The following is a 12,629-nucleotide window of genomic DNA, read 5'->3' as shown; positions in this document are numbered from 1 at the left end:
ATTCGCCTACTCGTCCTCATCCTCGTCTTCGTCCTCTCGCAACCGCTCGACGACTTCCCGGACCCGCTGGGCCTCCCGCGTCGGGACGACCAGCACGCGCCCGTCGTAGGCCGCGACGGTGAGGTTCGAGACGCCGACGGCGCTGACGTGGCTCGTCTCGTCGGTGGCGACGAGGCAGTTCTCCGTGTCCAGCAGGAGGCCGTTCCCGCGGACGACGTTGCCGTCGCGGTCCGCCTCCTCGTCGAAGACGCGGGCGAGGGCGTCCCACGCGCCGAGGTCGTCCCACTCGAAGGTGGCAGGCACCATCGCAACCTCGTCCGAGTGTTCGAGGACCGCGTTGTCGATGCTCACCGAGGGGGCGAGCGCGAACGCCCGTTCGGCGGTGCCCGATTCGAGGCCCGTCACCAGCGAGTCGAGGTCCGTCCCCCGCGCCTCGCGGAGGAGGGCGTCGGGCGTCCACGCGAACATCCCCGCGTTCCAGTAGAAGCCGTTGTAGCGGTAGCGTTCGGCCGCGCCGGGGTCGGGTTTCTCGAAGAACCCGGCCGCCTCGTAGTAGTCGCCGCGGTCCTCGCCGGGTTTGATGTAGCCGTAGCCGACGGCGGGACGGGTCGGTTCGACACCGAGGGTCACGAGTTTGTCCGTCTCACCCGCCACCTCGCAGGCCCGGCGCGCGACGGAGGCGAAGTCGCCCTCGACGTGGTGGTCGCTCGGGAGACAGAGGAGGACGCACTCTGCCTCTCGCTCGCGGATTCGGTGGGCGGCGTACACCAGGGCGGGACCGGTGTCGCGCCCGGCGGGTTCGACCAGCACCTCCGCGTCGGGGGCGTGGTCGGGCACCGTCTCGGCGTAGTCCGGGCGGGTGAGGACGTACACCGTCTCGGCCACCTCGCTCGCCCGGTCGACGGTGCGCGTCAGGAGGGAGGGCCCGTCGCCGAACGAGAGGAACTGCTTCGGGCGGGACTCGGAACTCGCGGGGTAGAGGCGCGTGCCGACGCCGCCCGCGAGGACGACTGCGATGGTCTGCATGGCGGGGGTTCGTCGGGGGCCGACTAATCCGTGTCCCCGTCTCGGCCGTCCCTCGCGCTCACCCGCGCCGCCTCACCACGTCTCGACGCGCCCGTCGCGGATGTCCTCGACGCAGCCCTGACAGTCCACGTGGTCGGCGTCGAAACAGTCCGGCCGGAACCCCGAGTCGAGGTCGACGGCCCGCCGTTCGGCGTAGCGCCGACAGACGATTTTGGCCCGCCCCTCCTCGTCGACGGGGAGGTCCGAGGCGGCGACGTTCCGGGCCGCCTCGTAGGCGTGGCGCGCCTCGGCGTACTGGCGACCCGCGGACCGGAGCTTCGTCCGGAGGATGCGTTCGAAGCGCCGCCGGTTGCTCATGGTCGGGGTTCGGGACGCGGCGACAAAAACCCCGCCGCAACCCCCTCGTCGCTCCCCCTGTCGGGGTCGTCCCGACCGGCCGTCTTCTCGGGTGGAACTGCGTCGAATCGACCGCTCGTGACCGTCTGCGGCCCTCTCCGACCGCAACCGGGTTCACTTTCACCCCGGTTACGACACTTTAAATACCGGCAAGAACCAACCGGCGTACGTCTCCCACCGAAAACACGCGGAGACGGAAATTCGACAATGGCAGACCTGCAACAGCACGCCGAAGCGATACACGCGCAGTTCTCAGACCACCTGGACATCACCGTCGACGAGGTACGGGAGCGTCTCGACACCCTCGTCACCGAGTACAAGGTCCCCGCCGACGAGGCGCGGCGCAGTCTCGTCAACAACTACCTCGACGAGGCCGGTCTCGACCGGGACGAACTCGGCGGCGGTGGCGGCGGCAACGAACTCGTCCCCGTCGGCGAGGTCGACGCCGACGAGGAGTGGATCGACGTCCGCGCGGTGGTCGTCGAACTGTGGGAACCCCGCAGCGACTCCATCTCGCAGGTGGGCCTGCTCGGCGACGAGTCGGGCACCATCAAGTTCGTCTCGTTCAAGACCAGCGAACTCCCCAAGCTGGAGGAGGGCGCGGCCTACCGCCTCGGGAACGTCGTCACCGACGAGTACGAGGGCCGGTTCTCGGTCAAGCTCAACCGCACGACGAGCATCGAGAAACTGGACGAGGACATCGAGGTCGGCGACGATTCGACCGAGGTGGAGGGCGCGCTGGTGGACATCCAGCGCGGCTCCGGGCTCATCAAGCGCTGTCCCGAGGAGGACTGCACGCGCGTCCTCCAGAACGGGCGATGTTCGGAACACGGCGAGGTCGAAGGCGAGTTCGACCTCCGCATCAAGGGCGTGCTGGACGACGGCACGCAGGTCCACGAGGTCATCTTCGACGAGGAGATGACCGAGGAACTGACGGGCATCACCCTCGCGGAGGCGAAGGAGATGGCCATGGACGCCCTCGACACGTCGGTCGTCGCCGACGAGATGAAGGCGGGCGTCCTCGGAACGTACTACCGCGTGCGCGGCCCGACGTTCGGCCGCTACGTGCTGGCCGACGAGTTCGAGCGCCTCGGGCCGGTGGATGCAGAGGCTGCGCTCATCAAAGCGAGGTCGATGTAAATGTCCGGAGCACCTACCCGCGAGGTCGCACGCCGCGTCTTCGCCACCGAGTTCAACGATTCGACGTACACCTTCAAGGAGAGCGACGAGGAGCGCGCACCCGTCTACGCGCTGCTCCCGACCGGCGAGCGCGCCAACCGCGTGTTCGCCGTCGGCACCCTCACCGAGACCGAGGACGTCGGCTCCGACTCGGAGTACTGGCAGGGCCGCGTCGTCGACCCGACGGGCACGTTCTTCATGTACGCCGGGCAGTACCAGCCCGACGCCGCGAGCTTCCTCCGCGAGGCCGAACCGCCGACGTACGTCTCCGTCGTGGGCAAACCCCGCACGTTCGAGACGGACGACGGCGACGTGAACGTCTCGCTGCGCCCCGAGTCCATCACCGCGGTGGACGCCGACACGCGCGACCGCTGGGTCGTCGAGACGGCCACCCGGACCATCGAGCGCTGTGACGCCGTGGAGGAGGGCGGCGAGTACGCTCGCATGGCCGAGGAGCACTACCCCGAGACCGACTTCGAGCAGTACCGCCGGGCCGCGCTCAGTGCCCTGGAGGACCTGGACGAGGAGTCCGCCGAGGCGGAGTCCGAAGCCTCCGCGTAAGGTCCGACGTTCCCCGTTACTCGATTTCTTCGGCCATCGCCGCCCGGAGCGCCTGCTCCAGCGCCCCCGTCTCCACGAGGGCGTCCGCGGCGTCGATGTCGGCGTGGACGGGCCGGTCCGCCTCCAGTCGGGGGACCACCTCCCGCACCGCCTCGTAGGTCGCACCCGTCCCGACGCCGTGTTCCAACCGACCCCCCTCGCCCTCGGGGACGAACTCGGCGGCCTGTGCGCCACAGACGAGTTCGACGGCGAGGACGGTCCGCGCGTTGGCGAGCGTCCGCCGCGCCGCGAACGCCGAGGTGGCACTCATGCTGACGTGGTCCTCCTGATTGCCGCTGACGGGCGTGTTGTCCGTCGAGGGCCGCCCGGTCGACCGGCACTCGCTGACCAGCGCGGCGGCGGTGTACTGGGCTATCATGTAGCCCGACCGGACGCCGCTCTCGGGCGTGAGGAACGGCGGGAGGTACTCCTCCTGGACGTGGGGGTTCAGCAGGCGGTCGGCCCGGCGCTCGGAGATGGCCGCGAGTTCGGTCAGCGCGCTCGTGAGGTAGTCTAGACGGAGCGCGAGCGGTTCGCCGTGGAAGTTCCCGCCCGACACCACGTCGGCGGCGTCCGTCCCCGACGTGCGGCGGTCGACCGACTCCGCCGGAAAGACGAGGGGGTTGTCCGTCGCGCTGTTGAGTTCCACTTCGACGGCCTCCCGGAGGTGGGCGACGGCGTCCCGGACCGCGCCGTGGACCTGCGGGACGCACCTGAGGGAGTAGGCGTCCTGCACCCGGTCGCAGTTGCGGTGCGACTCGACGATCTCCGATCCCTCGCACAGGCGCTTGACGTTCCGGGCGGCGACGGTCTGGCCGGCGTGCGGACGCACCCGCTGGACGGCTGCCTCCATCGCCGCCGTCGTCCCCATCGTCACCTCGACGGTGAGCGCCCCCGCCGCGTCCGCCGCCCGGCAGAGGCGTTCGGCGTCCACGACGGCGAGTGCGGCCAGTCCGACGGTCAACTGGGTGCCGTTGATGAGCGCCAGTCCCTCCTTCGCCCGGAGGGTGAGCGGGTCGCAGTCGATTCGGGCGAGGGCCTCGGCCCCCGACAGTCGACCGTCGGGCGTGTCGGCCTCCCCCTCCCTGAGGAGGACGAGCGACATGTGCGCCAGCGGGGCGAGGTCACCGCTGGCTCCGAGGCTCCCTCGCGACTTCACGACGGGGTGGACCGACCCGTTCAGCAGGGCGAGCAGGTGGTCGACTACCACCTCGCGGACGCCGGAGTAGCCCTTCACGAGGGCATTGATTCGCGTGAGCATCAGCGCCCGTACCTCTTCGACTTCGAGTTCCCGACCTGCACCGGCGGCGTGGCTCCGGACGAGGTTCGTCTGGAGTTCATCGACCCTGTCCGGCGGGATGCGGGTGTCCACGAGGTCGCCGAACCCCGTGTTGATGCCGTACACCGGTTCGCCGCTCTCGACGATGCCCTCCACGCGCTCGCGGGCCTCGCGGACCCGCTCGCGCGCGTCCTCTGCCACCTCGACCCGCGTGCCCTCGCGGGCGACCCGCGCGACGTCCTCGGGGGTGAGCGACTCGCCGTCGAGTTCGACCGGCTCAGTCATCGAGGACCACCTCTCCGGCCTTCACCACGCACTCCACGCGGTTGGTGTCGAAGTCGTAGGGGACGTGGACGTGCGAGGTGGCGTCGAGGACCTGCAAGTCGGCGGGCGACCCCTCCCGCAGGGTGCCGGTCCCGTCGCCCTCGCGGTCCAGAGCGCACGCGCCGCCGTGGGTGGCCGCCGCGATGGCGTCGGCGGGGGCCATCCGCATCCCGACGCAGGCGACGGTAGTGGCGAACCCCATCGACCGCGAGAAGCAGTTCGGGTTGAAGTCCGTGGCGATGGCCGGCGTCGCGCCCGCCTCGACGAACGGCGCGGGGTCGGCGTACTCCGCGCCGAGGCCGAAGGCGGTTCCGGGGAGGAAGACGGGCGTCACGCCCGCCTCGGCCAGCGCTTCGGCGTCCTCGCGGGTCGCGTGGAGGAGGTGGTCGGCGCTGGCCGCGCCCACCTCGGCGGCGAGTTGCGCTCCACCCAGACGGGAGAGTTCCTCGGCGTGGACCTTTGGCGTCAGGCCGTACTCGACTCCCGCTTCGAGGACGCGCCGGGACTGCTCGACGGAGAAGACGCCCTCCTCGCAGAACACGTCGCAGAACTCCGCGACGCCCTGCTCTGCGACCGCCGGGAGTTGGTCGTCCACCACCTCGTCGGCGTACTCGTCGGCGTCGCGGCCCTCGGGGACGGCGTGGGCGCCCATGAACGTCGGGACGACGTCGACCGGGTGTTCCCGGTTCGCGCGGGCGAGGACGTCGAGCATCCGCAGTTCCGTCTCGCGGTCCAGTCCGTACCCGGACTTCACCTCCACCGTCGTCGTCCCGTTGGCGAGCATCACGTCGAGGTGGGAGAGCAGGTTCCCGAGGAGTTCCTCGTCGCTGGCCTCGCGGACCGACCGCACCGTCCGGAGGATGCCCCCGCCCGCCGCGAGGATGTCTCCGTAGGACTCCCCACGCAACTTGGCGGCGAACTCGTCCGAGCGGTCGCCCGCGAACAGGGCGTGCGTGTGTGAGTCGACGAACCCCGGCATGACCGTCTTCCCGCCGGCGTCGATGGCTCGCTCCGCGTTCTCGGGCGGGTGCTCGCGGACCACCTCGGCGGTCGGGCCGACGGCGACGACCCGTCCGCCCTCGACGGCGAGTGCCGCGTCTTCGAGTACCTCACCGGGAGCGACGACGACCTCGCTGGCTCCGTGGGCGACTAGCATTGTCCCTCCCCCTCGGCGTACCCACTTAGGAAGTGGGCAATCGCCCGTGCCCCCGCCCGCGCCGTCAGGTCCTCGCGGTCCCGCGGCGGGGCGCACTCGACCACCTCGAAGCCCGCGATTCGGTGGGCACGGGCGAGACGGGAGAGCAGGCGGAACAGTTCGCGGGTCGTCAGGCCGCCCGGCGTCGGCGCGCTCACCCCCGGCGCGTGGGCCGCGTCGAGGACGTCGAGGTCGACGCTGACGTACACGTGTTCGACGTCGGCCATCGCCTCGCGCACCCGTTCGACGGCCCCGTCGAGGTCAGCGCCGACGCTCCCGGCGGTGAGGACCGTCCCGCCCCGGTCCTCGACGAACTCGTGGTATCTCGTGGACGTCTCGAAGTGGCGCGCGCCGAGACAGGCGTAGGCGTCGAGGCCCACCTCGAACAACTGACGGTAGGGCGTCCCGCTGGTGGCGTCCCCGCGCACCTCGCGGACGTCGAGGTGGGCGTCGAGGTTCACGACGCCGAGGCTTCCCCGGTCGAGGAGGGGGGCGGCGTTCGGGTAGGTGAGGGAGTTGTCGCCCCCGAGGAAGACCGGGAGGGCGTCGAGGGCGTGGACCCGTTCGGCCGCCTCGCGGACGGCACGCTGTGTCTCACGGACCGTCTCGTGAGAGTCGTCGAGTGCCGCCACGTCCCCGAGGTCGCCGATTCCCCTCGCGGGACCCGCCCAGAAGTGGTGGGTCTTGCTCCCCGCGAGTGCCGCGCGCAGGGCGTGCGGTCCCTCGCTCGCCCCTCGGCGCCCGATGACCGCGCCGTCGTAGGGTTCGCCGACGAGGAGTGCGTCGTACCCGGCCGCGTCTCTGGGGGTGGTGTGCTCCACGACGTCGCCGAACTGTTCGTCGTTCGGGTCCGTCGACGTGCCGACCCAGTCGAAGTCGGCGGTGGTGAACGCGCCCGCCATCACTCGTAGCCGCGGTCGCGCATCGGGACGGGGACGGCAGAGCGGTCGGCCTCCGCGAGTGCCTCCTCGTAGCCAGCGTCGGCGTGACGGACCACGCCCATGCCGGGGTCGGTGGTGAACACCCGGCGGGCCTTCTCGGCGGCGAGGTCCGACCCGTCGAGGACGACGTGGTTGTTCGAGTGGAGGGCGTTGCCGATGCCGACCCCCCCGCCGTCGTGGACGCTCACGATGTCCGCGCCCGCCGCGCAGTTGAGCAGTGCGTTGAGGATGGGCCAGTCGGCAATCGCGTCGGAACCGTCGCGCATCGCCTCCGTCTCGCGGTGCGGGGAGGCGACGCTCCCCGCGTCGAGGTGGTCACGGGTGACGACGACCGGTGCCGAGATCTCCCCGTCCCGGACCAGTTCGTTGATGCGGAGGGCGAAGCGGGCGCGCTCCGTGACACCGCCGTCGTCGGTCGAGTACCCCAGCCAGCACACCCGCGAGGGGAGCCCCTGGAACTCGACCTCCTCGTGTGCGAGGTCTATCCAGCGGTGGAGGTGCGCCTTCTCGGGGAACAGTTCCTTTACCGCTTCGTCGGTCAGGTGGATGTCCGCGGGGTCCCCCGAGAGCGCCGCCCACCGGAAGGGACCCTTGCCCTCGCAGAACAGCGGACGGATGTAGGCGGGGACGAACCCGGGGAAGTCGAACGCAGTAGTCATGTCGCGGTGCTCCTCGACCTGCCCGCGGATGTTGTTGCCGTACTCGAAGGCGACCGCACCCGCCGCCTGCAGGTCGAGGACGGCCCGGACGTGACGGGCCATGGTGTCGAGGCTCTCCTCGACGTAGCGGTCGGGGTCCTCCTCGCGCAGGCGGTCGGCCTCCGCCACCGAGTACCCCGACGGGTAGTAGCCCGCCAGTTCGTCGTGGGCGCTCGTCTGGTCGGTGACCACGTCCGGCGTGAACCCCCGTTCTATCATCCCCTCAAGCATGTCGGCGGCGTTCATCGGGACGCCGACGGAGTACGGTTCGCCCGCGGCGGCGGCCTCGCGGGCGCGGTCGATGGCCTCGTCCAGCGAGTCCGCCTTCTCCATGCAGTAGCGCGTCTCGATGCGCCGGTCGATGCGTCGCTCGTCCACCTCGGCGGCGATGCAGACGCCGTGGTTCATCGTCACCGCCAGCGGTTGCGCGCCGCCCATCCCGCCCAGTCCGGCGGTGACGACCACCTTCCCGCGCAGGGCGTCGTTCCCGGGGTAGTGCTGGCGGGCGAGTTCCGCCAGCGTCTCGTAGGTCCCCTGGAGGATGCCCTGCGTCCCGATGTACGCCCACGACCCGGCGGTCATCTGCCCGTACATGATGAGCCCCTTCGCCTCCAGTTCGTGGAAGTGCTTCCAGTCGTCCCACTTCCCCACGAGGTTGGAGTTGGCGATGAGCACCCGGGGGGCCATCTCGTGGGTGGTGAAGCGACCCACAGGCTTGCCGGACTGAATCAGGAGGGTCTCGTCGTCCTCCAGTTCGCGCAGTTCGGCGAGGATGGCGTCGTAGGCGTCCCACGACCGGGCGGCGCGACCGGTCCCGCCGTAGACGACGAGGTCCTCGGGGCGTTCTGCCACCTCCGGGTCGAGGTTGTTGTTGAGCATGCGGAGGGCCGCCTCCTGCCGCCAGCCCTTGCACTCGACGTCGGTGCCAGTTGGCGACCCCTGATACCGGCGCCACTGCTCGCTCGGTTCGCCGACGCCACCGATAGTTCGGCCGGTCCCGTCGCTCTGGTCGGTCATCGTATAACACCTAGCTACCGCGTCACAAAGGACTTCGACCCTCCCCACGGAGGGGTATTTATGTACGAAGCGACGTTCCGAATCCGGGAATCGGGAACGTACGCGGCGGCGACCCGGGGGACCGACGCGCGCATCGAACTGTGGTGTAACGACCACTGTGACCTCCTGCACGTCGTCGGCGGGGCGGCCGAGGCGACACTCGAACGGGTCCGAGCACTCGTCGGCGTCCAGGACCTGCTCCGGGACACCGACGAACTGGTCGTTGTGACCGGGGCGTGTCTCCGGGAACGGGAGTCGAGGACCATCGAGCGATACCTCGAACGACACGACTGCCTGCTGTTGCCGCCGCTCCGGTACGCCGACGGAGCGAAGTTCTGTCGCCTCCTCGCGCTCCGCCACGAGGCGCTGACGGCCTGCTACCGTGACCTCGTCGCGGACGGCCACGACGTGTCCGTCGAGTCGAAGCGGGAGGTATCGGCCGTCTCGCAGGACGCGCCCCTGCTGACGCTCGACGACGCGCTCCCACCGCTGACGGAACGCCAGCGGGAGGTGTTCACGACTGCCTACGACCGGGGATACTACGAGATTCCACGCGAAACGTCGACGGCCGCCGTCGCCGAGGCAGTCGGCGTCGAGCGACGGACCGCCGAGGAGCACCTCCGCCGGGCCGAGAACAAACTCGCCACCGCGCTGGTGCCGTTCCTCCGGCGGTGAGTCGAGGTGGGGGGAGTGGTCCGGCGCGTGCGAGCGTCTGACGAACGGTTAAGTGGCCGCGGTTGCAATTCCACGGTAGCATGGGCAACAAGAACAAGACCATCTCCTTCCGTGTCAACGAGGACGTCTTCGAGACGTTGCGGGACATCGCCGAACAGCGCGACATCTCGCTGTCGGCCGTCTTCCGCGACTACGTCGACACGCTCGTTGCCCACGACGGCCAGGTGCGTGTTGTCCCCGAACACGAGTACGACGAGGGCGACGAGGACGCAGAGAGCTTCCCGCCGAAGGTGGAGGTGCCGAAGAGCTTCATCCGGGAACACGAGCGCCTCGAACTGGAGGCCGACCACCTCCGCGAGCAGCTAGACGAGTACAAACGCTACGTGACGTCGCTCTCACAGCAGTTAGAGGAGTACGACGAGGAGGAGGTCATCAACCTCGAGGACCTCGACTCGACCGAGGGCGACGACACGTTCCGACTGGGCTGATTCTCAGGAGAGCCGCCGCTTTCGCTCGCCCGCCTCGTTCGCCGCCTCGCGGTTCCCCTCGACGTTCGCGAGGTCCTCGATGGCTTCGAGCGTGCGCACCGAGTCGTCGAGGAAGGAGAGCACGTCGCCGGGGTAGGCGTACAGCATGTAGTCGTCGCTCATCACGTCGACGATGGCGTCCGGGCCGAGGCCCTGTTCGCGCAGTTCCAGCAGGTAGCGCATAAACTTGCGTTCGGGGTGGCCGCAGTGCGGGTTGGCCTCGCAGTCGCAGTCGAGGAAGTCCGTCGCGAAGTCGAGCACCCGTTCGCGGGTGGCCTCGTCGAGCTTCTCCAATCCCTCGCCCTGGAAGAGCAAGTCGAGCGTCGCGCCCTTGAACGCCCCCTTCGGGATGTTCACCTCGAGCTGGGAGGCGAGCTGTCGGTGGTTCTTCAGGTATATCTTGTCCGTGATGGCCACGCGTGGCCGGACGTACTCGGTGACGGGCTAAAAACGGCGTGGATGGGCCGCCGGAACCGGCACGGTCGGCCGGAAAACGTGGTATGTTGCATCTTACCGTGAAATCTATCATAATCATTTATTTATAACGAAAGTTGGGACGCAATTGTTGGTTCTACACTGTCTTTTATGTATGGCGTGGTAGTACGACCCACGTCGCCATATGTGTCGCCGAGTACGTGTCCGGTCGTCGTCGTGTCGCCAAGTGAACGACTCGCCTTCGTGGAGGCAAGATGGCTAGCGCCGTCGACATCCTCGTCGCGCTGTCACCGCTCATCACCATCGCGGTGCTCATGGTCGGCCTCTACTGGCCGGCGACGCGGGCGATGCCCGTCGCGTGGCTCGTCGCCATCGGCGCGGGCGTCTACTGGGGGATGTCCCCGACGTGGATCGCCGCGTCCTCGATACTCGGGTTCATCACCGCCACGAACATCCTCTGGATCGTCTTCGGGGCCATCCTGCTCCTCTACACGCTGAAGGAGACGGGCGCCTTCGAGGCCATCAACCAGGGGTTCGTCTCCATCAGCGAGGACAGGCGCGTGCAGGTCGTCCTGCTCGTCTTCCTCCTCGGGTCGTTCATCGAGGGGGCCGCCGGGTTCGGGACGCCCGCCGCCATCGTCGGCCCCCTGCTGGTCGGTCTCGGCTTCCCGCCGCTGGCGGCCGTCACGGTCGCCCTGACGGGCAACCTGATGGCCATCACCTTCGGCGCGGTCGGGACGCCGCTCATCATCGGGATGCGCGACGTGTTCTCGGACGTTTCGCGCATCCAACAGGAGGTCACCACGCAGGGTGACTTCGCCAGCGTCGCCGCGTGGGTCGCCGAAATCGCCGCGTGGGCCGCCACCTACCACGTCATCGTCGGCGTCCTCCTGCCGTTCATCGGCGTCGCCATGATGACGCGCTTCTTCGGCGAGGAACGCTCGATCCGGCCCGCCCTGGAAGTGCTGCCCCTCACGCTGTTCGCGTGGGCGGCCTTCTCGGTGCCCTACTGGCTCACCGCCACCTACCTCGGGCCCGCCTTCCCCGGCCTCATCGGGTCGATGGTCGGCATGGTCATCACCGTCGGTGCGCTGAAAGCCGGCTACTTCCACCCCGACGAGGAGTGGGACTTCGGCCCGCAGGCGCAGTGGCCCGACCACTGGGTCGGCGACATCGCCCCCGGCGAGTCCAGTTCCCGCGGGACGACGGTCGCCGCAGACGGGGGGCAAGTCGTCGACCGGTCGCCCCCGATGTCGCTCGGTCTCGCGTGGTTTCCCTACCTCCTGCTCGCGGTCTTGCTCGTCCTCACGCGAGTCTGGACGCCACTGACGAACTTTCTGCAGACCCACGGCGTCCTCGTCTGGAGCGACATCCTCGGGACGGGCCTCGAAGACTCCATCGCCGTGCTCTACCTGCCCGGCGCGGTGTTCGCCTTCGTCCACCTCCTGACCATCGGTCTCCACCGGATGGACGGCCGCGAGGTCAAGAACGCGTGGACGGAGACGATAGAGAAGATCGCGCCCGCCGTCGTGGCACTCCTGTTCGCCGTCGCGACGGTTCAGATCATGCTCCAGTCCGCCGACGCGACGAGCGGCGAGGGCATGTTGCTCCTGCTCTCGGGGGTCACCGCCAACCTCGCGGGCGGGGTCTACCCGTTCTTCGCGGCGTTCGTCGGCGCCCTCGGCGCGTTCCTCGCGGGGTCGAACACGGTCAGCGACATCCTGTTCGGGACGTTCCAGTACAGCGTCGCCAGTGAACTCGGCGTCTCGCACACCCTCCTGCTCGGCGCGCAGGCGGTGGGCGGGGCCATCGGGAACCTCATCGCCGTCCACAACGTCGTCGCGGCACTCGCCGTCGTCGGCCTCGTCGGCGAGGAGGGCCGCGTGATTCGCCTCGAACTCATCCCGCTGCTGTACTACGGCGTCCTGACCGGCATCCTCGCGATGCTGTTCAGCTACGTGCTGGCCCCCGGCGTCTTCTGACGCTCGGGCGCCCTCCTCGCCGTCTCCCTTTCGTCTACGACCCGCCAGCGGCGCCGCCAGTCGTGTGCATAGGCGGCGGTAGCACGGGCGGTCGTTTCGACCTCAATCGGTCGTGTGAGGGAACCGCACGGGTTCGCGACGCACGGCCGGTCCCCCCGAGTCGCAACGTTTTTGAGTCGAACTGTGGTAGGATGAGGTGTGTCCGGGTTGGGGTAGTGGACCATCCTTCAGCCTTGTGGAGGCTGAGACGCGGGTTCGATTCTCGCACCTGGACCTTCTCGAAACTCCACCCTCTCGCGAGCGTGTGCTCCGTCAG

General features: G+C 69.2%; 12 protein-coding genes and 1 tRNA gene. 6 read left to right on the top strand and 7 right to left on the bottom strand.

Annotated features, from left to right (window positions below):
* Positions 1-6: 6 nt before the first annotated feature.
* Positions 7-1,026 (bottom strand): mannose-1-phosphate guanylyltransferase, encoded by a 1,020-nt coding sequence (locus NKG96_RS00470; RefSeq protein ID WP_254536481.1) that lies wholly within the window; start codon positions 1,024-1,026, stop codon positions 7-9.
* 72 nt (positions 1,027-1,098) lie between these two features.
* On the bottom strand, positions 1,099-1,383 hold the full coding sequence (locus NKG96_RS00465) for a DUF7091 family protein (RefSeq protein WP_254536480.1): 285 nt from the start codon (positions 1,381-1,383) through the stop codon (positions 1,099-1,101).
* A 246-nt stretch (positions 1,384-1,629) separates the two neighbouring features.
* Between NKG96_RS00465 and NKG96_RS00460 the strand changes: the two genes are divergently transcribed.
* Positions 1,630-2,562, top strand: coding sequence for a replication factor A (locus NKG96_RS00460; RefSeq protein ID WP_254536479.1), 933 nt, complete (start codon positions 1,630-1,632; stop codon positions 2,560-2,562).
* Positions 2,563-3,162, top strand: coding sequence for an RPA family protein (locus NKG96_RS00455; protein ID WP_254536478.1), 600 nt, complete (start codon positions 2,563-2,565; stop codon positions 3,160-3,162). It begins immediately after the preceding gene.
* Positions 3,163-3,178: 16 nt separating this feature from the next.
* Here the strand turns inward: NKG96_RS00455 and hutH are convergent, their stop codons facing one another.
* From hutH to hutU, 4 genes are read right to left on the bottom strand one after another with little or no spacing between them, the layout of a single operon-like run.
* Positions 3,179-4,765: a histidine ammonia-lyase gene (gene hutH / locus NKG96_RS00450; protein ID WP_254536477.1), complete on the bottom strand. Its 1,587-nt coding sequence runs from the start codon at positions 4,763-4,765 to the stop codon at positions 3,179-3,181.
* Entirely contained in the window at positions 4,758-5,960 is a 1,203-nt protein-coding gene (gene hutI / locus NKG96_RS00445; protein ID WP_254536476.1) for an imidazolonepropionase, read from the bottom strand. The genes hutH and hutI overlap by 8 nt, the downstream gene beginning before the upstream one ends.
* Positions 5,954-6,901, bottom strand: a complete 948-nt coding sequence (gene hutG / locus NKG96_RS00440) for a formimidoylglutamase (RefSeq protein WP_254536475.1) — start codon at positions 6,899-6,901, stop codon at positions 5,954-5,956. Before hutG ends, hutI begins: the two co-directional genes overlap by 7 nt.
* Positions 6,901-8,655 (bottom strand): urocanate hydratase, encoded by a 1,755-nt coding sequence (hutU, locus tag NKG96_RS00435; RefSeq protein ID WP_254536474.1) that lies wholly within the window; start codon positions 8,653-8,655, stop codon positions 6,901-6,903. Before hutU ends, hutG begins: the two co-directional genes overlap by 1 nt.
* 60 nt (positions 8,656-8,715) lie before the next feature.
* On the opposite strand from hutU, the gene NKG96_RS00430 reads away from it, so the two are divergent.
* A complete protein-coding gene (locus NKG96_RS00430) occupies positions 8,716-9,369 on the top strand; it encodes a helix-turn-helix domain-containing protein (RefSeq protein WP_254536473.1) in 654 nt (217 codons plus the stop codon).
* Between the two features lie 80 nt (positions 9,370-9,449).
* Positions 9,450-9,857, top strand: coding sequence for a DUF8146 domain-containing protein (locus tag NKG96_RS00425; protein WP_254536472.1), 408 nt, complete (start codon positions 9,450-9,452; stop codon positions 9,855-9,857).
* Between the two features lie 3 nt (positions 9,858-9,860).
* Here the strand turns inward: NKG96_RS00425 and NKG96_RS00420 are convergent, their stop codons facing one another.
* The gene (locus NKG96_RS00420) at positions 9,861-10,313 is read right to left on the bottom strand and encodes a DUF5814 domain-containing protein (RefSeq protein ID WP_254536471.1); all 453 of its coding nucleotides are present in this window, start codon (positions 10,311-10,313) and stop codon (positions 9,861-9,863) included.
* Between the two features lie 272 nt (positions 10,314-10,585).
* Between NKG96_RS00420 and NKG96_RS00415 the strand changes: the two genes are divergently transcribed.
* Together NKG96_RS00415 and NKG96_RS00410 are read left to right on the top strand one after the other, a co-directional pair.
* Positions 10,586-12,313 carry an L-lactate permease gene (locus tag NKG96_RS00415; protein WP_254536470.1) on the top strand — a complete coding sequence of 576 codons (1,728 nt, stop codon included), beginning with the start codon at positions 10,586-10,588 and terminating at the stop codon, positions 12,311-12,313.
* A 201-nt stretch (positions 12,314-12,514) separates the two neighbouring features.
* Positions 12,515-12,587: transfer RNA gene (locus NKG96_RS00410), tRNA-His, on the top strand.
* Positions 12,588-12,629 lie beyond the last annotated feature (42 nt).

The sequence above is a fragment of the Halomarina litorea genome (assembly GCF_024227715.1).
Taxonomy (GTDB): Archaea; Halobacteriota; Halobacteria; order Halobacteriales; family Haloarculaceae; genus Halomarina; species Halomarina litorea.
The sequence above is the reverse complement of the archived record's forward strand: the minus strand, read 5'-3'. Positions and strand labels throughout refer to the sequence as shown.